Origin of the sequence: Promicromonospora sp. AC04, from assembly GCF_003058225.1 — a bacterium.
Taxonomy (GTDB): Bacteria; Actinomycetota; Actinomycetes; order Actinomycetales; family Cellulomonadaceae; genus Promicromonospora.
On the sequence record NZ_QBUG01000004.1, the window covers coordinates 385,029 to 402,971 of the forward strand.

A 17,943-nucleotide genomic window follows, 5' to 3' on the forward strand; every position below is an offset into this window, starting at 1 on the left:
GCGCCGGCCTCACGCCTCCAGGAGGATCGTCACCGGGCCGTCGTTGACCAGCTCGACCTGCATGTCGGCGCCGAACCGCCCGGTCTCGACCGTCAGGCCGCGCTCCCGCAGCGCGGCGACGACGGCGTCCACGAGAGGTTCGGCGACCGGCCCGGGCGCCGCCTGGTTCCACGTCGGGCGGCGCCCCTTGCGGGCGTCGCCGTAGAGCGTGAACTGGCTGACGACGAGCACCGGCGCGCCGACGTCGGCCACCGACTTCTCGTCGTGCAGGATCCGCAGGTCGGCGATCTTGCGGGCGATGGTCTCGACCTGGGCGGGCCCGTCGTCGTGCGTGACGCCGACCAGCGCCAGGACGCCGGGCTTGTCGATGGCGCCCACCACCTCGCCGTCGACCACCACCGACGCGCGGGTGACGCGCTGGAGCACCGCCCTCATCGGCGGCCGTCGCTGTACGCGTCGGCGAAGACGGCCCGGACCTCCCCGACCGGCCGGCCGCCGCCGAGCACCGGCACGCGGCCCAGCCCGTCCAGCCCGCCCGGGTACACGCCCGGCAGTCCGGCCGCGCCCGCGGCGCGCAGGGCGGCGGCGAGGATCGCCGGACGGGACCGGGCGGAGCCGTCGAGCACCTTGAAGGCGAGCGCGGAGCCGTCGGGCAGGCCGGCGGCGTAGACGCCCTCGGCGCCGTCCTTCGCGACCAGGCCGGGCACGGCCTGCATCGCGAGCGTGACGTCGCGGTCGGTGCCGCCCACCATGTCGGGGTGCGCCGAGACCGCGCGGCCGACGCGTGCCTCGTGCGAGCGGACGTCGACCGTCGGCGCGGCCCCCAGGATCGAGAACGCGCGCGCCAGGCCGAGCAGCGTCGTGGAGAACAGGGGCGCGCCGCAGCCGTCGACGGTGGTGTGCATGACCACCTCGGCGTCGCCCGTCAGCTCCAGGATCGTGTTGCGGATCGCCCGCTGCAGCGGGTGCTCGGACGACAGGTACGTCTCGATGTCCCAGCCCTGCGTGAGGCAGGTCGCGAGCATCGCCGCGTGCTTGCCCGAGCAGTTCTGCGCGAGCGATGCCGGACCCGGCCCGCCGTCGTGCGGCGCCATGTGCCACTCGAGCGCGGCCTGCGGGTACAGCGGCAGGTCGGGCGTGTTCCGCAGCGCGCCGGAGCCCAGGCCGACGGAGCCGAGGATCTGCAGCACACCCTCCAGGTGGAACTGCTCGCCGTTGTGGCTCGCAGCGGCCAGCGCCAGGAGGCGGTCCGGCAGCTCCAGGCCGGCCCGCAGCATCGCGACCAGCTGCACCGGCTTGAGGGACGACCGCGGCCAGATCGGGGTGGTGGGGTTGCCGACCTGGACCACGGGCCGGCCGGACGGGTCGAGCACCACGAGGTGTCCCAGGTGCACCGACTCCACGAGGTCGCCGCGGATCACCTCGGCCAGCGGCGCGGCGTCGTCGAGCACGGCGCCCGACGACGGCCGGCCGGTCCGGGCGATCGGCGAGGCCGTCCGTGCGGGCGCCTGGTGCGCTGTCACCATCCGCCCTGGGGGCCGCGCGGCTTGTTGCCCGTGCCGTACGGCTGGAGGCGGGGGCGCACGTCGGCCCAGTAGACGATGGCCGGGGCCACCGCGATCACGTTGAGGAAGGAGCCCGCCGTGATGTAGCTCGGCGGCAGCCCCAGCAGGCCGAAGACGGCAGCGGCACCGAGGATCGCAAGCCAGATCGGCTTCGAGAGCTTGCCCTCGGTCTTGTAGGCGTGGGCAGGACGACGGATCGCGTCGACCAGGGCGATGACCTGGACCGCGAAGACGATGACGCCCAGCACGATGAAGACGAACTGTTGGAGAGCTCCGAACACGGGACGAGCCTACGGCAACCCGGGCTGCGGATCGCCTGGTCCGACGACGGCGGAGCGGAGCACGGCCCGCTCCGCCGCCAGATGCCTCAGGCGGACGCCCGGTAGGCCCGGAAGGCGCCGGTCGCCAGCCACGTCATGACCAGCACCGCCGCGGCGAGCAGGCCGAGCCTGCTGCCCACCAGGCCCCAGTCGGCGGAGCCGGTGAGCGCCTCCCGACCGGCCACGACCGCCCAGTCGAACGGGTTGAACCGGGCGGCGTCGGCCACCCAGCCCGCGGACAGCCGCGTGTCCATCACCGCCGACGACAGGAACATCAGGGGCAGCACGATGAGCTGCGACAGCCCGATCAGCGCCTCCTGCGACCGCGCCAGCAGCGCGAACGCGTTGGACATCGCGGCGAACAGGCAGGTGAGCAGCACCACCGCGGCGAACAGCACGGCGATACCGAGCGGGCCGCCGTCGAACCGCGCGCCGCCCAGCCAGGCCACGGCCAGAACGACCAGGCCCTGCACGACGGCGATCACGGCGTACCAGGCCATGGTCGAGACGAGCATGGCCGCGCGGCTGGCCGGCGAGGCGAGCAGCCGGTCCATCACGCCGCGGTCCATGTCCTGGACGAAGGACGTGCCGGCCCACGCGGCGCCGAACATCGCCGTCATCATCACCACGCCCGGCGCGATGAACTCCAGGTACGAGTCGCCCGGCGCGGCGAACCCGGGGATCTCGACCACGCTGCGGAACAGCTGCCCGAACAGCAGCAGCCAGATCATGGGCTGGACCAGGTTCATCACCGCGAACACGGGGATCCGTACGGTCCCCCGGTAGGCCCGGGCGGTCAGCAGCCCGGCGTGCACGACGGCGCTCATGCCGCACCCCTCTCGTCGAACACCCGGCCGGTGTGGTGCAGGTACACGTCGTCCAGGCTCGGCCGGGCAGCACCGTCGCTCTGGAGCCGGTCCTTGAGCTCGTCGGGCGTGCCGCTGACGACCACGCGGCCCTGGTCGACGATGACCACCTGGTCGGCGAGCCGGTCGGCCTCGTCCAGGTAGTGGGTGGTGAGCAGCACGGTCATGCGCTCACCCCGCGCCATCGTCTCGATCTCGGCCCAGAGGTCGGCGCGCGCCTCGGGGTCCAGGCCCGTGGTGGGCTCGTCCAGGAACAGCACCTGCGGCCGGTGGACCAGCCCGATCGCGACGTCCAGCTTGCGCGCCATGCCGCCCGAGTAGGTGCGGACCAGCCGCCCGGCGGCCTCGGTGAGCCCGAACCGCTCGAGGAGCTCGGCGGCCCGGGCCCGAGCCGCGCGGCGGGACAGGCCCTGGATCCGCCCGGCCAGCACCAGGTTCTCGTGCCCGGTGTCCATCGGGTCGCAGACCGGCTTCTGGGCCACGTACCCGATGGCCCGGCGCACGACGGCAGGGTCGCGGACGACGTCGTGCCCCGCGACGCGCGCCGTGCCGGCGTCGGGCGCGGACAGCGTGGCCAGGATCTTGACGGTGGTGGACTTCCCGGCCCCGTTGGGGCCGAGCAGGCCCAGGACGGTACCGGGCTCGACACGGAGGTCGAGGCCGTCGAGCGCGCGGACCACGCGGCCGCGCGAGCGGTAGGTCTTGGTCAGGCCGGCGACCTCGATCGCCGGTCCCGTCCCTGGTTCGGCGGCCGTGGCCGCCTGTGTTCGTACGGTGGACATGCTTCTCCCTCGGTGGGGAGCCCCGCGCGCACCCGTAGGCTGGGAGTGCGTCTCGCGTCCGGTCACGCACCGGGCTCGGATTGCGGTCCCCGGGCGATGGCAGTCGCCCGGGGGCCTTTCCTTTGTCTGCTTCTCTTCTGCTTCCTTCTGCCCGACGGCGGTGGCAGCCGGCGTCGGGACGATCTCAGCGCCGGTCGGCGCCGAACAGCATCTGGGCGAGGATCAGCATCTGCGAGGCGAAACCGAGCAAGACCGGGAGCAACGCCCACAACCAGTTCACCGTGAACCCGACCGCAAGGAACGCGGCGGCAGTCACCGCCCACACGACGATGGTGTAGATGCCGAATCGCGCAGCCGCCGTCGGGTCCTCCTCGAAGCGGTTACCCGCCTCGACATGTCGACGCGCTTCGGCGACAGCCCACTGCTTCTTCCTGTTGGTCGTGGTCGCGGCCAAGTAGGACAGCAACACCACGCCGGCCACGAGCGCCAGCCCGTCCACGGCGAACCACATGTACTGGGCGCCGAAGAGGTGCACGACAGCGAGCAGGCAGCCGACCAGCACCAGGCCCCACCCGATGCCGAACAGCGCCGAGCGGCCGGCGGGCATCGGGTGGTTGGTCGTCGTCTCCTGGGCAAGCGACGCGCCCACCACCCAGCCGAGCGCGGCCCCGGCAACCAGCGCGACCCCGGTCGGCAGCCCGAGCCCGATGTCCCGGTCCGCGAGGCCGACCGCAGCGAAGACAGTCCCGACGACGCTCGCGGCCAGCACGATCGAGATGAGCACGACGACCGCCACGTACGACGGCTTGCGCGGAACGCGGTTGTGAGCCATCAGCTCCGCGGCGGACGGCGCGGTAGGTGCGGCGCCGGCCGTCGTCGGGCCTGAGGCCTCCTCGACGAGCGCGCGCACGTCGCCGAGCTCGTCCACGGCGCGCCGGGCGGCATCGTCCGGCTCGACGCCGCTCGCGGTCAGCTCCGCCACGCGGTCCAGGAGGTTCGCGCGGATCTCCTCCTTGAGGTCCTGCACGTCGGGGGTCATCGCGAGGCCGGCGAAGGCCTCGTCCAGGAGGCGGTGCACGGAGGTGTCCATCACCGGGAACCTTTCAGGTCGAGGAGGGAGTCGATGGTGCGCCGCGTGACCACCCACGCGTCCACGTTGCGCCGGTACACGGCCCGGCCGGCGTCGGTGATGCGGTAGTACTTGCGGCGTCCGCCCTGGGACTCGTCGCCCCAGTAGGCCTCGACCAGGCCGTCCTTCACGAGCCGCCGGTAGGCCGCGTAGAGCGTGGCCTCCTTGATCTCGTAGTCGCCGCCGGTCGCGTCGCGGATCGCCTTGTAGATCTCGAACCCGTACCGGTCCCGGCCGCGCAGCACGCCGAGCACGATCGTGTCGGTGTGCCCGCGCAGGAGATCGGCGGCGAAGGCATCCGCCCCGCCGTCCGGCGTCGAGTCGCTCGCTCTCTGCATCACGCCTAGTACTGTATCTGATCAACTACTAGACCACAACACCCTGCGACCGAGTGCAGACTTCATCGCGGACCAGATCGCTGACTGCAGACTTGGTTGCGGATGGGTGCCCTGTATCCGCTGCCAACTCTGCAGTCGGCATCCGGAGTGGTTAAGAAGTCTGCAGTCGGCAGTCGGTGGAGCCCGCGCAGCCGGCCGGGGACTACAGCTCCGGGAGGGCCTCGCGGGCCTCGCCCGGGGAGGCTCCCGCGGCCTCCAGCGCGTCCACCACCGGCGACCGCAGCAGCATCACCAGCGACTGCACCTGCCAGTCGCCCTCGCCCACTGTCCGGGGGTCCACCTGGGCGGCCACGGTGGTCAGCACCTCGCGTCCGCGCGTGCCGTCACCCCCGGAGCCGACGTCGGACGCGAGGAGCCGCACGCCCGACGCGAAGGCCTCGACCAGCCCGGCCACCGGCTCGACGTCGTGGTCCCCGTCCAGCACGGGGAGCACGCGGCGGGCGAGGACCCGCACCGACCGCATGGTCCGGTCGACGAGCACCGCCTGCCCCTCCAGCCGGGCGAGCTCACCGCGATGTATCCGCCCCACGGAGATCCGGGCCAGCTCGCGGGCGTCGCGCGCGGCCTCCTGCCACTCGGCGAGCACCGGCTCCGAGGCACGGCCGCGCACGAGGGCGGCGCCGACGTCGTCCAGGTCGCGCGAGCGCAGGCCGCGGGCGAGCGTCTCCAGGGTCTCGGCGAGCTCGGTCACCGCCTGCTCGGCGAGCGCCCGCGGACGGCGCCGGGTGTCGCCCGGCGTGAGCAGCGCGACGAGCAGGGCGATCGCGCCGCCGGTCAGGGCGTCGGTCCACCGGCCGAGCGGCCCGCCGGAGACCGAGGGCAGGCCCACCACGATGATCGCCTGCACGCCCGCCTGCGTGACCAGCAGGGTGCCCCGGTCGATGAACCGGGCGGCGATCGCGGAGATGAACAGCACCAGGCTGAGCTGCCACCAGCCCGACCCGATCAGGTGCACTATCAGGTCGCCCATGGCGACGCCGACGGCCACACCCACTGCCAGCTCGGACACCCTGCGGACGTCCCGCTGCGCGGTGAAGCCGAGCAGGACCCAGGCCGCGACCGGCGCGAAGAAGGGCTGCTCGTGCCCCAGCACGTAGCGCGCGACCAGGTAAGCGGCCCCGGCAGCGAGCGACGCCTGCGCGATCGGGATCAGGCTCGCCCGCGCGCGTGTCCAGCCCTGCCGCAGCCGGGTGCGCAGCATGAGCGTGCGCATGGCCTTGCGCCACATCTCGTCGGCGGGGCCGGGCAGTGAGGTCACGAGGGCATCCTCGCATCCGCCCGCCAACGGCTGAGTGCGGGATCTTCGCCCCTTTCTGTGTGCCAGAAGGGCAAAGATCCCGCACTCAACGGGGCGGCTGGGTCAGATCAGGCTGGCCGGGCCGCGGAGGCCGCGGGTCAGCGGGCCGTGCGCCTCCGGGCGGTCGACGGACATGCCGTCGCCCGGGACCACGATCTCCTGCGCCGCCGACACCTCGATACCCTGGCCCGAGATCTCGCCGGTCACCATGAGCTCCGTGTCCTCCGGGACGTTGCGCTTCAGCACGGCGAGGCCGATCGGCCCCAGCTCGTGGTGGCGCGCAATCGAGGTGAGCGTCCCGACGACCTTCCCCTCTCCGCCGTCCGACGCCGGAAGGCGCACCTCCGCGCCCGCCTCCGGGAGAAGGTGCTGCGAACCGTCGAGGTGCAGCATGACCAGCCGGCGGGGCGGGCGGCCGAGGTTGTGCACACGCGCGACCGTCTCCTGGCCCCGGTAGCAGCCCTTGTTGATGTGGACGGCGGTGCGCAGCCAGTCCAGCTCGTGCGGGATGGTGCGGTCGTCGACCTCGCGCGCGTACCGCGGGCGCCACGCCTCGACCCGCAGGGCCTCCGTGGCCCAGGTGCCGGCGAGCGGCCAGCCGGCGGACTCGCGGGCCGCGACCTCGGCCTCCAGGTCGGCGCGGGGCACCAGCACGAGCCGCCAGGGGCGCTGCGCGCCGGGGTGCTCGGCCTCGGCCGGCCCGTAGCGTGTGCCGCCCCCGACCACGTTCGGCCACGCGTCGTGCCAGGTCACCGGCTCGCCTTCAGCACCCTCCGCGGCCACGGGCTCGCCGATCGCCGCCCACTGGTCGGTGGCGTCCGTGATCTCGACGCGCAGCATGAACTTCATGCGGTCGAGCCAGCCGGCCAGGCCCGGGGCCGACTCGCGCTCGGTGATCAGCCACGTGGCCTCGCCGTCGTCCACCACGCCCGCCGCATGCTCGATGTGGCCCTGCGGCGACAGGACGAGCAGCTCCGTGCTGGTCCGGGGCGCCAGGCCCTCGAGCTGCTGCGAGGTGATCGAGTGCAGCCAGCTCAGCCGGTCGGGTCCGGCGACCCGGACGATCCCGAGGTGGGACTGGTCGACCACCGCCCCGCCGCGCGACAGCGCGCGCTGCTCGGCGGTCGGGTCGCCGTAGTGCCAGGCGACGCCGGCGTCGGGGCCGGCGGCGGCAACAGCGCCGTGCCGGCGCAACAGGGGGCTCTCGTAATCCATGCTCACCTCAGGTGCAGCGTTGTGGGCGGGCGAGGCATTCCCCGCCCGCGTTCTCACTGCCGGTCCAGCTCCGCCGACGCGTACGAGCGCAGCGGCTCGCCGAACGCGGCGAGCTCCTCCACCCACAGCAGGCGGCCCTGCACCAGGCCGTACAGCCGCTTCGACGCCCGCACCTCGGACGCCGTCGACGTGCGCGCTATCGCGTCCGACGCCAGGTCGATCCGCCCGTTGCCCGCGGCGCCGATGTAGACCGCGATGCGCCCCGAGGCGTCCGCCACGAGCACCTCGAGAGTGTGCTTGTCGTCCTCGAGCCCGTCGGGGCGGTCCGTGGACACGCGCCAGTAGCCGGTCTCGGTGGACCAGACGGTGCCCGCCGTGGTTACGTCGGGCGCCTCGGCGGCGGCCAGGGCCTCGGCCTCGGCCTCGGTCGGGTCCGGGACGGGGGCGGGCCACGCGCCGTCGTCGGGCAGCTTGTCCGGGACGACGCCCTCGAGCACCCGCAGCGTGGACTCGAACCGCAGGTACGGGCCGCCGTCGTGGTCGAAGACCAGGTCCTGCACGAAGGTCTTCTTGCCGATACCGGGGTAGTCGATCACACCCTCGCCGCGCCACCGGCCCACCAGCCAGGCCAGCGGATAGACCTCGGGCGAGAGGCCGTCAGGGAACGTGAACGTCATCAGCGCTGGCCGGTGTACAGCTTGTAGACGACGTAGCCGGCGAACCAGGCGACCGCGACGGCGACCGCGACGATGAGGCCGGTGAAGATGAGCTCAAGGGCATGGATCGACATGGTGCCGATCCTAACCGGCCACGGCTTAGAGTCAGCGGCATGCGCCAGCTCGTGATCAAGACCACTGCAGGCCTGGACCGGCCCGAGGCCACCAACCAGGCGTTCACCGTCGCCGCCGCCGCTGTGGCGTCCGGGGCCGAGGTGAGCCTCTGGCTCACCGGTGAGTCCGCGTGGTTCGCGCTGCCCGGCCGGGCAGCCGACCTGGTGCTCGAGCACGCGACGCCCCTGCCCGACCTGATCGAGGCAGTCCTGTCCGCTGGAACCGTCACGCTCTGCACCCAGTGCGCCGCGCGCCGCGACATCACCGAGGCGGACGTGCTGCCCGGCATCCGCATCGCGGGCTCGGCGCTGTTCACGGAGGAGATCCTGCGGGAGGGCGCCCAGGCCCTGGTCTACTGACCGGTACGCCTGGTGGCGTTCAGGCGCGGACCAGGCCCGTGCGGCGCAGCAGCAGGTAGAGCTCGCACCCGAGGCACAGTCCGATGACGGCGTTGAGCGCTGCGGCGATGAACGCCACCCCGGCCGCGATCGGCACCGCCAGGAGCACCCCGGAGAAGCCGAGGATCACGCCCACCCCGGTGACGAAGAGGCCGATGCCCTGCGCGAAGCGGGGCGGACGCCGGTCCTCCATCTCCGCGGGCGGGCTCAGCCGCGGCCGCACGAAGCGCTTGAACACCATGCCCTGCCACGAGCCCTCGGCGCCGCGCACCGTGCCGAGCAGGAAGCTCAGCATGATGAACGTCAGCAGCCACAGCCCGGCGGTGCTCGCGCCGAGCAGCACCACGGCTGCCAGCAGCACCGCCGTGATGCTCGCCCCAACGCGCGGCCCGCGCGGGTCGATCCCCTTGCTCACACTCATGACTGCCTCTCCCCGTCCAGTTCGACCCCCGCGGTCGAAACCCGGCTCAGCGCCTGTCGTGCCTGGGTGTCGGACACCACGCCGCTCATGCGAGCCACCTCGCGCCCACCGCCGTCGACCACGAGCACCGTGGGCGTCCGGAGCACGCCGAGCGTGCGGACGAGGTCGAGGTGGTCGTCCACGAGCACCTCTCGGTGCCCGACGCCGGAGCTCGACCCGGTAAGCCCCCCGAGAACACGTGACGTGGACCGGCAAGCGGCACACACCTCGGCCGAGAACTGCACGAATGTCACTCGGTCCGCGAGTGCGATCCCGGACGACGCCCAGTCGATTCCGACGGGCGTTTCCCGGGGTGCGCGCACAGCACCTTGACGTGCCGACCACCACACTCCGAGTGCGGCAGTACCCAGCACGAGCACCACCAGCGCTATCACCTGTCCCAACATTCAGCCCACGATGCCGTGACTTGCTCGTCCAGACAAGTCCTCACCTGCGGTATCTCAGAGAATGACCATCCGGCCCACGACGAACACGAAGATGCCGCACACCGCGACGGGCAGCGCGCTCGCCGCGAGCCCGGCCAGGCGCGCACGGCGGGCGGGCAGCCGTTCCAGCAGCAGGTGCAGCGCGCCCACGACGAGACCCGCGACGAGACCGCACCAGAGACCGCTCACGGTGTCGATGTTCGGCAGCAGCGTCCCGGCCGCGCCGCCCACCACCACGGCGGCGATCGCGGAGATCCCCAGCGCCACCCAGCCGCGCACCGGCAGCGCGGACACGGCCGCGGCGACCGCCAGCGCGACGGCGCTCGTCACGACGAGCGCGGCGCCGGCGTCGGACCGGGCGGCAGCGATCCAGCCGGAGGCCGCGATCGCCGCGACGACGCCGGCCACTGTGCCCGACACGGACTCGGTGAGCTGGGGCCGCCCGTCGCGGCGCAGCATCTGCGCGATGAACGCGAGCACCACGGCGCCCGCCAGCACCATCGGCAGGTGGCGCAGCACGGGTTCACCCTCGGTCAGATAGGTAGCCGCCGCACCGCCGATCCCGCAGAGCGCCACGACCACGCGCGTGCTTCCCGGCGCGGGCAGCCGCAGCATCGACGGCCAGCCCAGCGCGACGAGAACCACCAGGACCACGACCGCCGCCACGACGGGCAGGGGCCGAGGCTGGACGTATGACGCTGCGGCGACGAGGGCTGCGAGCGCAGCGGTCGTCACGGCGCGGCTGGAGACGGACACGACTCAGAGTTTTCCAGAGAGAGTCCGTGTTCCCTCAATCGGAGCCCTGCACGCCCTGAATCCCGCGTCCGAGCGAGACGAGCAACACTCGCGTCATGCGAACGTCACGGGTCCTGACCAGCATGGTGGTGCTCAGGAAAAGGGCGTGTAACATGCACGCAACAAGCAACAGGGCAGACTTCCGCAAAGCCAGTTGGACGCGACGGGACGTCTCGCTTCAGCGAGACCCGAGCCAGGGACGGTAGCGAGACGCCGGTTCCGAGAGGAGGTGCGTCAATGGCAGAGCTGTTGATCCTCACACCCGCCACCGGCGGGTCGGCCGAGGTGCTGCCCGCACTGGGACTGCTGTCCCATCGGGTGCGGGTGCTCCCGATGGAGCCCTCGGCGCTTGTTGATGCCCCGGATGCGGACGTCGTCCTGCTGGACGCCCGCCGCGATCTCGTCGCGGCCCGCACCACCTGCCGGCTGCTGCACGCCACGGGCCTCACGGTGCCGCTCGTGCTGATCCTCACCGAGGGCGGCCTCACGGTCGTGACCCACGAGTGGGGGGCCGATGACCTGCTGCTGGAGTCCGCCTCGCCCGCCGAGGTCGAGGCCCGCCTCCGTCTCGTGGTCGAGCGCTCGGCGCGCGGCCCCGCCGAGGAGTCGCAGCAGGAGATCTCCGCGGGTGAGCTCGCGATCGACGCCGGCGGGTACACCGCCCGGCTCCGCGGCCGCCCCATCGACCTCACCTACAAGGAGTTCGAGCTCCTCAAGTACCTGGTGCAGCACCCGGGCCGCGTGTTCACGCGCGCCCAGCTGCTGCAGGAGGTCTGGGGCTACGACTACTACGGGGGCACGCGCACCGTCGACGTCCACGTGCGGCGGTTGCGCGCCAAGCTCGGTCCCGAGCACGAGCAGCTCATCGGTACGGTGCGCAACGTCGGCTACCGGTTCGACCCGCCCAAGGAGCGTCCGGTCGAGGACACGCCTGCGGTGGCGCCCGTCGGCTCACCGGTCGGCTCTTCGCCGACCGGCAGCACGACGAGCGACGTCGTGGCCCCGGGCGCGGCGAACGGCGCTGAGGCGTCGGACGCGAAGCCCACTGACGACTCCAGCGGGGGCCCCACCGGGAAGCGAGTGGCGCAGACGGGCCACTGAGCGTCGCGTAGACAGGCACTGAGCGTCGCGTAGACAGGCACCGAGCGCCGCGCAGACAAGGCACCGAGCGCGTAGGTTCGTACCTGTGACCGCACTTTCGGCCAGACCGGCCGTCCGCACGGCAGCCACCAGCGATTTCACGTGCGCACTCGTCGAAGGGCCGTGGCAACACGAGCTCGTCTCGTCGGGTGGTTCACGCTTCCACGTTGCGGTCGCCGGCCCCGAGACCCGCTCCGCTCCCCTGGTGCTCCTGCTGCACGGCTACCCCCAGTTCTGGTGGGCCTGGCGTGCGCAGATCCCCGCCCTCGCTGACGCCGGCTACCGCGTCGCCGCGATGGACGTGCGCGGTGCGGGCGGGTCGGACAAGCCGCCGTCGGGCTACGCGGTGCCTACGCGCGCGGCCGACGTCGCGGGTGTCGTGCGCTCCCTGGGGCGCGAACGCGCGGTGGTCGTGGGGCACGGCACGGGCGGCACGCTCGCCTGGGCGGTGGCTGCGCTCCACCCCGGCACGACGGCGGCCGTCGCCGCCCTCGCCAGCCCGCACCCGGCCAGGATGCGCCTGAGCGGTCGAGCCGCGCTCACGACGGCCGCGCTGCGCGAGCTCGCGTACCTGCAGGTCCCGACGCTGCCGGAGCGCGCACTGGCCCAGGGTGACCTCGTGGAGCGCATCCTCACGCTGGGCGCTGCCGCCCCGCTGCCCGACGACGTGGTGGAGCTCTACAAGAAGGTCATGCGGATCCCGTTCGCCGCGCACTCCGCCGCCGAGGCGCTGCGCTGGGCCGTGAGGTCGACACCCCGGATGGACGGGCGGCGATTCGGCGTCGCGCTACGCGCTCCGCTCGGCATCCCCGCGCTGCAGGTCCAGGGCGGCAAGGACGGGATCGTGCGGCCCGAGCGCGCCGATCTCGACGCCATGGCTCTCGCTCCCGACCTGCGCTACGAGCTGATCCCGGGCGCCGGACACTTCCTCCCGGAGGAAGCCCCGGACGAGGTGAGCCAGATCCTGCTCAGCTGGCTCTCCCGGGTGAGCCCTCCACCGAAGTAGAGCTACTTCGGCGCGATGAGGGGCAGTCCCGCCAGCGCCGAACGCTCCGGCGCCGGGCGCACCAGCTTCGCCGCCTTGTCGGGGTCCGTCTCGCCCGCCCCGTACGACGGGCACAGGTGCGAGATGCTGCACGCCCCGCACGCCGGGGTACGCGCGAGGCACACCCGCCGCCCGTGCCACACGAGGTGGTGGCTGAGCATGGTCCACTCCTTCTTCGGAAAGAGCTCGCCCACCTCGGCCTCGACCTTCACCGGGTCCTCGTCGGTGGTGAGGCCCAGCCGGCGCGCCAGCCGCCCGAAGTGGGTGTCCACAGTGATTCCCGGGACACCGAACGCGTTGCCGAGCACCACGTTCGCCGTCTTGCGCCCGACGCCGGGCAGGGTGACCAGGTCCTTCAGCAGCCCCGGGACCTCGCCGTCGTACCGGTCGACCAGCGCCTTGCCCAGGCCGATCACGGCCCGCGCCTTGGCGCGGAAGAAGCCGAGCGGCCGCAGGATCTCCTCGAGCTCCTCCGGGTCCGCCTCCGCGTACGCCTGGGCGTCCGGGTACATCACGAACAGCTCCGGCGTGGTCTGGTTGACGCGGACGTCGGTGGTCTGCGCGCTGAGCACCGTCGCGATCAGCAGCTCCAGCGGCGTCGTGAAGTCCAGCTCGGCCCGGGCGTCCGGATAGGTCACCGCCAGCTCGCGGTTGATCCGCCGCGCCCGGCGCACGAGCGCCAGCCGGCTCTCCGGCGCGCTCTTGGAGACATTCTCTGATTGACGCTCGGGCTCGCGCTCACTGACGGTCACGTCGCCACACTAGCCATCCCCACTGACATTCAGCCGTTGGGCCGGAAACCACTGTCAGACCCGGTCGATATGTTGACGGCCTTGCACCTGCCCGCCTCATACCCACGGAGTCCTCGTGAGCAGCAGCACCTACTCCCCCATACCAGAGCTCAACCGCCTCAAGGAGTTCGAGGAGAACGTCTACCCCGAGGCCTTCTCCGACGGTTTCGAGCTGTTCGAGTACGGCGACGTCTCCTCCCTCGGCTCCGACGCACCTACCGAGATGCGCGACGGGCTCATCCCGTTCGCCCAGGCCAACCACTCCGGCTCCTTCTATGCACTGTGGAGGCGCGAAGACCGGGCAGACCTCGCCACAGTGCCGGTGATCTTCTGCGGCGACGAGGGCGACCTGTACATCGCCGCAGGCAACATGCGTGAGTTCTTCCGGCTGCTCGCCGTCGACGACGCTGATGACGCGGACGACGTCCCCGCCCGGGACGCCTACATCAGCTGGCTCGAGCGCACCTTCGGGCTGACGCCGGTCGAGGATCCTGCTGCCCTCTACGACGCGGTACTGCTGGAGCACGGCCGCGCCTTCTGCGACTGGTGGCTTACCTTCGACGACGAGGACTCGATCATCGAGGACCTGCTGGACGAGCTCACGGACCTGGAGGACGCTCAGGGGGCACGCGGCTGAGCGGGAGATCCGCTCCCCCGGCGTCGGTCTTCCGCCTTCGGGTTGAGCTCGTGTACCTAGGACGCGGAGTATGAGAAGGTCGAGGGCGCACATGCCGTCCACGAGCCGTGCGGGCACACCCGATGCCCCACCCCACGGTCCGGGCAGCACCCCGGACCACACGACGGTCCACGTGAATCGAGGAAGAGTCACCATGCCGTACACGCACCACCTCCGCGTCTACCCGTCCGCCGAGCCGCTGAAGCGCACCGACCAGCTCGCCTGGAAGCTCGCGGAGCTCGCCACGGACGCCGTCGAGCCCACCGCCGAGGTCACCGACATGGTGATCAACCGCGTGATCGACAACGCCTCCGTCGCGGCTGCCAGCCTCACGCGCGGGCCTGCCGTCGCCGCCCGGTCGCAGGCTCAGGCGCACCCGTACACGCCCGGCGCCACGGTCTTCGGCCTGGCTCCGGAGGCGACGAGCAGCCCCGAGTGGGCAGCGTGGGCCAACGGCGTCGCCGTGCGGGAGCTCGACTTCCACGACACGTTCCTCGCGGCCGAGTACTCCCACCCGGGCGACAACATCCCGCCGATCCTCGCGGTGGCCCAGCACGCCGGCCGCGCCGGCCGGGACCTGGTGCGGGGCATCGTCACCGGCTACGAGATCCAGGTGGACCTGGTCCGCACGATCAGCCTGCACAAGCACAAGATCGACCACGTGGCCCACCTCGGCCCGTCGGCGGCGGCCGGCATCGGCACGCTGCTGGGCCTGGACACCGAGACGGTGTTCCAGGCGATCGGCCAGGCCCTGCACACCACCACGGCGACGCGGCAGAGCCGCAAGGGCCAGATCTCGACGTGGAAGGCACACGCCCCGGCCTTCGCGGGCAAGCTCGCGATCGAGGCCGTGGACCGCGCGATGCGCGGCCAGACCTCCCCCGAGCCGATCTACGAGGGCGAGGACGGCGTGGTCGCCTGGCTCTTGGACGGGCCCGGCGCCGCCTACGACGTCGTGCTGCCCGAGCCCGGCGAGGCCCGGACCGGCATCCTCGACACGTACACCAAGGAGCACTCCGCGGAGTACCAGGCGCAGGCGATCATCGACATGGCGCGCGCGCTGGGCAACGAGCGCCCGGAGCTACGGGACCCGGCGAACATCGCCGCGATCGTGCTGCACACCAGCCACCACACGCACTACGTGATCGGCTCGGGCGCGAACGACCCGCAGAAGTACGACCCGACGGCGTCGCGCGAGACGCTCGACCACTCGGTCCCCTACATCTTCACGGTCGCGCTGCAGGACGGCGGCTGGCACCACGTGGACTCCTACGCCCCCGAGCGCGCGCAGCGTCCCGATACCGTGGCGCTGTGGCGCAAGGTCACCACCGCCGAGGACCCGGAGTGGACCCGCCGCTACCACTCGACCGACCCTGCTGAGAAGGCGTTCGGCGGCCGCGTCGAGATCACTCTCACGGACGGCCGGACGGTGACCCGGGAGATCGCCGTCGCCGACGCCCACCCCCTGGGCGCCCGCCCGTTCGCCCGCGCGAACTACGTCGAGAAGTTCCGCACCCTGGCCGCGGGCGTCCTGCAGGACGCCGAGATCGAGCGCTTCCTCGGCCTCGCCGAGCGTCTGCCCGAGCTCACGCCCGCCGAGGTCCGCGAGCTCACGATCATCGCGGCTCCCGGAGTGCTGGAGACCGTCAAGGCCCCGACGGGCCTCTTCGAGCTGGGGCGCACCTCGGTGGCCGAGCCGGTCGAGACCTGGGAGGCCTGATGCTCTACTCCCACCTCACCGCCGCGGCCAAGCGCCGCGCGTTCCGCGAGGCCCTCGCCGGTCCGGACATCCTGCGGCTCCCGGGGGCGTTCAACCCGCTGAGCGCCAAGCTGATCCAGGACAAGGGATTCGACGGCGTCTACGTCTCCGGCGCCGTGCTCTCCGCGGACCTCGGCCTGCCCGACATCGGCCTGACCACCCTCACCGAGGTGGCCGGCCGGGCCGGGCAGATCGCCCGCGTCACCGACCTGCCGGTCCTGGCCGACGCCGACACCGGGTTCGGCGAGCCCATGAACGTGGCCCGCACGGTCCAGACCATGGAGGACGCCGGCGTGGCCGGCATCCACATCGAGGACCAGGTCAACCCCAAGCGCTGCGGCCACCTGGACGGCAAGGAGGTCGTCGGGCTCGGCGACGCCGTCCGGCGCATCCGGGCCGCCGTCGACGGCCGCCGCGACCCCGACTTCCTCATCATGGCGCGCACCGACGTGCGCGGCACGGAACCGGGCGAGCGCGGCCTACGGCTCGCTGTCGACCGCGCCAAGGCCCTGGCCGGTGCCGGGGCGGACGCGATCTTCCCCGAGGCGATGAAGGACCTCGCGGAGTTCGAGGCCGTCGCCTCGGCCCTGGACGTCCCCGTGCTCGCCAACATGACGGAGTTCGGCAAGTCCGAGCTCTTCACCGCCAAGCAGCTGCACGACGCCGGGGCGCAGCTCGTGATCTACCCCGTCACCCTGCTGCGCATAGCGATGGGTGCCGCGGAACGGGCGCTGGACGAGATCTCGGCGTCGGGCACCCAGGACGCCCTGGTGCCCCAGATGCAGACCCGCGCACGGCTCTACGAGCTCACCGACTACGCGGCCTACAACCACTTCGACAGAGACGTCTTCACCTACAAGCCCTGACCTCGTAATGCCAGGACACGAAGGAGTGCGCATGACCGAGACCACGGAGATCCGCAAGGGTCTGGCCGGCGTCGTCGCCGACACGTCGGCGATCTCGAAGGTCAACCCGGAGACCAACTCGCTGCTGTACCGGGGCTATCCGGTGCAGGAGCTGGCCGCCAAGAAGACGTTCGAGGAGGTCGCCTACCTGCTGTGGCACGGCGACCTGCCGACGCCGGCGCAGCTGTCGGCGCAGACGGCGACCGAGCGCGTGCATCGCGAGCTGCCCGACAACATCCGCGACGCGATCCTCGAGCTGCCCACCGACTGCCACCCCATGGACGTGTGCCGCACCGCGGTCTCGATCCTTGGCGCACACGACCCGCAGGCGGAGGACTCCTCGGTCGAGGCGGAGCTCGCAAAGGCGCTGCGGCTGTGGGCGGTCCTGCCCTCGGTCGTCGCGCTGGACCAGCGCCGCCGTCGCGGCCAGGAGCTCGTGCACCCGCGCGAGGACCTCGGCTACTCCGCGAACTTCCTGTGGATGACGTTCGGCGAGGAGGCGGAGCCCGCCGTCGTGCAGGCCTTCGAGGCCTCGATGGTCCTGTACGCGGAGCACTCGTTCAACGCGTCCACGTTCACCGCGCGCGTCATCACCTCGACGCTCGCCGACCTGCACTCGGCAGTCACGGGCGCCATCGGCGCCCTCAAGGGCCCGCTGCACGGCGGCGCGAACGAGGCAGTGCAGGCCACCTTCGAGGAGATCGGCACGGCCGACAAGGCCCAGGCGTGGCTGGACGACGCGCTGGCGCACAAGAAGAAGATCATGGGGTTCGGCCACCGGGTCTACAAGCACGGCGACTCCCGCGTGCCGACCATGCGGGCCGTGCTGGGCGACCTCGCCCAGCACTACGGGCAGACCGAGGTGCTCGACCTGTACGACACCCTCGAGAACGCCATGGGCGCGGCCAAGAACATCAAGCCGAACCTCGACTACCCGGCGGGCCCGGCCTACCACCTGATCGGGTTCGACACGAACATCTTCACGCCGCTGTTCGTGGCGTCCCGCATCACGGGCTGGACCGCGCACGTCATGGAACAGCGCGCCGCCAACTCCCTGATCCGGCCGGTGTGCGAGTACGTGGGGCCGGAGCAGCGCGAGGTTCCCTGACAAGTTCCCAGGACGCCC

At 72.2% G+C, this 17,943-nt stretch carries 20 protein-coding genes and 1 pseudogene; 7 read left to right on the plus strand and 14 right to left on the minus strand.

The features are described 5' to 3' along the window. Window positions 1–9 precede the first annotated feature (9 nt). From dtd to C8K30_RS13365, 10 genes are all read right to left on the minus strand, one after another. Window positions 10–435: a D-aminoacyl-tRNA deacylase gene (gene dtd, locus C8K30_RS13320; protein WP_108493378.1), complete on the minus strand. Its 426-nt coding sequence runs from the start codon at window positions 433–435 to the stop codon at window positions 10–12. Continuing rightward, window positions 432–1,451, minus strand: coding sequence for an asparaginase (locus C8K30_RS13325; protein ID WP_108493559.1), 1,020 nt, complete (start codon window positions 1,449–1,451; stop codon window positions 432–434). The genes dtd and C8K30_RS13325 overlap by 4 nt, the downstream gene beginning before the upstream one ends. A gap of 68 nt (window positions 1,452–1,519) precedes the next feature. Further along, entirely contained in the window at window positions 1,520–1,846 is a 327-nt protein-coding gene (locus C8K30_RS13330; RefSeq protein WP_108493379.1) for a DUF2516 family protein, read from the minus strand. Between the two features lie 86 nt (window positions 1,847–1,932). Next, window positions 1,933–2,712: an ABC transporter permease gene (locus C8K30_RS13335; protein WP_108493380.1), complete on the minus strand. Its 780-nt coding sequence runs from the start codon at window positions 2,710–2,712 to the stop codon at window positions 1,933–1,935. After that, window positions 2,709–3,533 carry an ABC transporter ATP-binding protein gene (locus C8K30_RS13340; RefSeq protein WP_108493381.1) on the minus strand — a complete coding sequence of 275 codons (825 nt, stop codon included), beginning with the start codon at window positions 3,531–3,533 and terminating at the stop codon, window positions 2,709–2,711. Before C8K30_RS13340 ends, C8K30_RS13335 begins: the two co-directional genes overlap by 4 nt. Window positions 3,534–3,717: 184 nt before the next feature. After that, entirely contained in the window at window positions 3,718–4,623 is a 906-nt protein-coding gene (locus tag C8K30_RS13345) for a permease prefix domain 1-containing protein (protein ID WP_108493382.1), read from the minus strand. Next, entirely contained in the window at window positions 4,623–5,000 is a 378-nt protein-coding gene (locus C8K30_RS13350) for a PadR family transcriptional regulator (RefSeq protein WP_108493383.1), read from the minus strand. The genes C8K30_RS13345 and C8K30_RS13350 overlap by 1 nt, the downstream gene beginning before the upstream one ends. A 202-nt stretch (window positions 5,001–5,202) precedes the next feature. After that, a complete protein-coding gene (locus tag C8K30_RS13355) occupies window positions 5,203–6,318 on the minus strand; it encodes an aromatic acid exporter family protein (protein WP_369939962.1) in 1,116 nt (371 codons plus the stop codon). 102 nt (window positions 6,319–6,420) lie between these two features. Then, the gene (locus C8K30_RS13360) at window positions 6,421–7,572 is read right to left on the minus strand and encodes a folate-binding protein YgfZ (RefSeq protein ID WP_108493384.1); all 1,152 of its coding nucleotides are present in this window, start codon (window positions 7,570–7,572) and stop codon (window positions 6,421–6,423) included. 53 nt (window positions 7,573–7,625) lie between these two features. After that, entirely contained in the window at window positions 7,626–8,249 is a 624-nt protein-coding gene (locus C8K30_RS13365; RefSeq protein ID WP_108493385.1) for an FABP family protein, read from the minus strand. A 152-nt stretch (window positions 8,250–8,401) separates the two neighbouring features. Here C8K30_RS13365 and C8K30_RS13370 point away from each other — a divergent pair, with 152 nt between their 5' ends. Beyond that, window positions 8,402–8,761, plus strand: a complete 360-nt coding sequence (locus C8K30_RS13370; RefSeq protein ID WP_108493386.1) for a DsrE family protein — start codon at window positions 8,402–8,404, stop codon at window positions 8,759–8,761. A 19-nt stretch (window positions 8,762–8,780) separates the two neighbouring features. On the opposite strand, the gene C8K30_RS13375 is transcribed toward C8K30_RS13370, so the two are convergent. From C8K30_RS13375 to C8K30_RS13385, 3 genes are all read right to left on the minus strand, one after another. Continuing rightward, on the minus strand, window positions 8,781–9,221 hold the full coding sequence (locus tag C8K30_RS13375; RefSeq protein ID WP_108493387.1) for a DUF4395 domain-containing protein: 441 nt from the start codon (window positions 9,219–9,221) through the stop codon (window positions 8,781–8,783). After that, window positions 9,218–9,403 carry a hypothetical protein gene (locus C8K30_RS30310; protein WP_132235493.1) on the minus strand — a complete coding sequence of 62 codons (186 nt, stop codon included), beginning with the start codon at window positions 9,401–9,403 and terminating at the stop codon, window positions 9,218–9,220. Before C8K30_RS30310 ends, C8K30_RS13375 begins: the two co-directional genes overlap by 4 nt. Window positions 9,404–9,721: 318 nt before the next feature. Further along, on the minus strand, window positions 9,722–10,462 hold the full coding sequence (locus C8K30_RS13385) for a hypothetical protein (protein ID WP_108493389.1): 741 nt from the start codon (window positions 10,460–10,462) through the stop codon (window positions 9,722–9,724). A gap of 276 nt (window positions 10,463–10,738) precedes the next feature. Between C8K30_RS13385 and C8K30_RS13390 the strand changes: the two are divergent. Together C8K30_RS13390 and C8K30_RS13395 are read left to right on the plus strand one after the other, a co-directional pair. Further along, window positions 10,739–11,434: pseudogene (locus C8K30_RS13390) on the plus strand (winged-helix domain-containing protein); the annotation flags it as partial. 253 nt (window positions 11,435–11,687) lie between these two features. After that, complete coding sequence (locus C8K30_RS13395) at window positions 11,688–12,647, plus strand: alpha/beta fold hydrolase (RefSeq protein WP_108493391.1); 960 nt, start codon at window positions 11,688–11,690, stop codon at window positions 12,645–12,647. 2 nt (window positions 12,648–12,649) lie between these two features. Here the strand turns inward: C8K30_RS13395 and nth are convergent, their stop codons facing one another. Further along, complete coding sequence (nth, locus tag C8K30_RS13400) at window positions 12,650–13,438, minus strand: endonuclease III (RefSeq protein ID WP_108493392.1); 789 nt, start codon at window positions 13,436–13,438, stop codon at window positions 12,650–12,652. A gap of 115 nt (window positions 13,439–13,553) precedes the next feature. On the opposite strand from nth, the gene C8K30_RS13405 reads away from it, so the two are divergent. The 4 genes from C8K30_RS13405 (at window position 13,554) to C8K30_RS13420 (ending at window position 17,925) form a co-directional block, all read left to right on the plus strand. Next, window positions 13,554–14,114 carry a hypothetical protein gene (locus C8K30_RS13405; RefSeq protein ID WP_108493393.1) on the plus strand — a complete coding sequence of 187 codons (561 nt, stop codon included), beginning with the start codon at window positions 13,554–13,556 and terminating at the stop codon, window positions 14,112–14,114. A 193-nt stretch (window positions 14,115–14,307) separates the two neighbouring features. Further along, window positions 14,308–15,873, plus strand: a complete 1,566-nt coding sequence (locus C8K30_RS13410) for an MmgE/PrpD family protein (RefSeq protein ID WP_108493394.1) — start codon at window positions 14,308–14,310, stop codon at window positions 15,871–15,873. After that, the gene (prpB, locus tag C8K30_RS13415) at window positions 15,873–16,778 is read left to right on the plus strand and encodes a methylisocitrate lyase (protein WP_108493395.1); all 906 of its coding nucleotides are present in this window, start codon (window positions 15,873–15,875) and stop codon (window positions 16,776–16,778) included. The genes C8K30_RS13410 and prpB overlap by 1 nt, the downstream gene beginning before the upstream one ends. Before the next feature lie 31 nt (window positions 16,779–16,809). Next, window positions 16,810–17,925 (plus strand): bifunctional 2-methylcitrate synthase/citrate synthase, encoded by a 1,116-nt coding sequence (locus C8K30_RS13420; RefSeq protein ID WP_108493396.1) that lies wholly within the window; start codon window positions 16,810–16,812, stop codon window positions 17,923–17,925. The last annotated feature ends 18 nt before the right edge of the window (window positions 17,926–17,943 follow it).

Bases quoted from the DNA above. Each gene is read 5' to 3' on its own strand.
- dtd (WP_108493378.1), bottom strand. From the start codon at position 435: ATGAGGGCGGTGCTCCAGCGCGTCACCCGCGCGTCGGTGGTGGTCGAC.
- C8K30_RS13335 (WP_108493380.1), bottom strand. From the start codon at position 2,712: ATGAGCGCCGTCGTGCACGCCGGGCTGCTGACCGCCCGGGCCTACCGG.
- C8K30_RS13340 (WP_108493381.1), bottom strand. From the start codon at position 3,533: ATGTCCACCGTACGAACACAGGCGGCCACGGCCGCCGAACCAGGGACG.
- C8K30_RS13345 (WP_108493382.1), bottom strand. From the start codon at position 4,623: ATGGACACCTCCGTGCACCGCCTCCTGGACGAGGCCTTCGCCGGCCTC.
- C8K30_RS13350 (WP_108493383.1), bottom strand. From the start codon at position 5,000: ATGCAGAGAGCGAGCGACTCGACGCCGGACGGCGGGGCGGATGCCTTC.
- C8K30_RS13360 (WP_108493384.1), bottom strand. From the start codon at position 7,572: ATGGATTACGAGAGCCCCCTGTTGCGCCGGCACGGCGCTGTTGCCGCC.
- C8K30_RS13365 (WP_108493385.1), bottom strand. From the start codon at position 8,249: ATGACGTTCACGTTCCCTGACGGCCTCTCGCCCGAGGTCTATCCGCTG.
- C8K30_RS13370 (WP_108493386.1), top strand. From the start codon at position 8,402: ATGCGCCAGCTCGTGATCAAGACCACTGCAGGCCTGGACCGGCCCGAG.
- C8K30_RS13375 (WP_108493387.1), bottom strand. From the start codon at position 9,221: ATGAGTGTGAGCAAGGGGATCGACCCGCGCGGGCCGCGCGTTGGGGCG.
- C8K30_RS13410 (WP_108493394.1), top strand. From the start codon at position 14,308: ATGCCGTACACGCACCACCTCCGCGTCTACCCGTCCGCCGAGCCGCTG.
- prpB (WP_108493395.1), top strand. From the start codon at position 15,873: ATGCTCTACTCCCACCTCACCGCCGCGGCCAAGCGCCGCGCGTTCCGC.
- C8K30_RS13420 (WP_108493396.1), top strand. From the start codon at position 16,810: ATGACCGAGACCACGGAGATCCGCAAGGGTCTGGCCGGCGTCGTCGCC.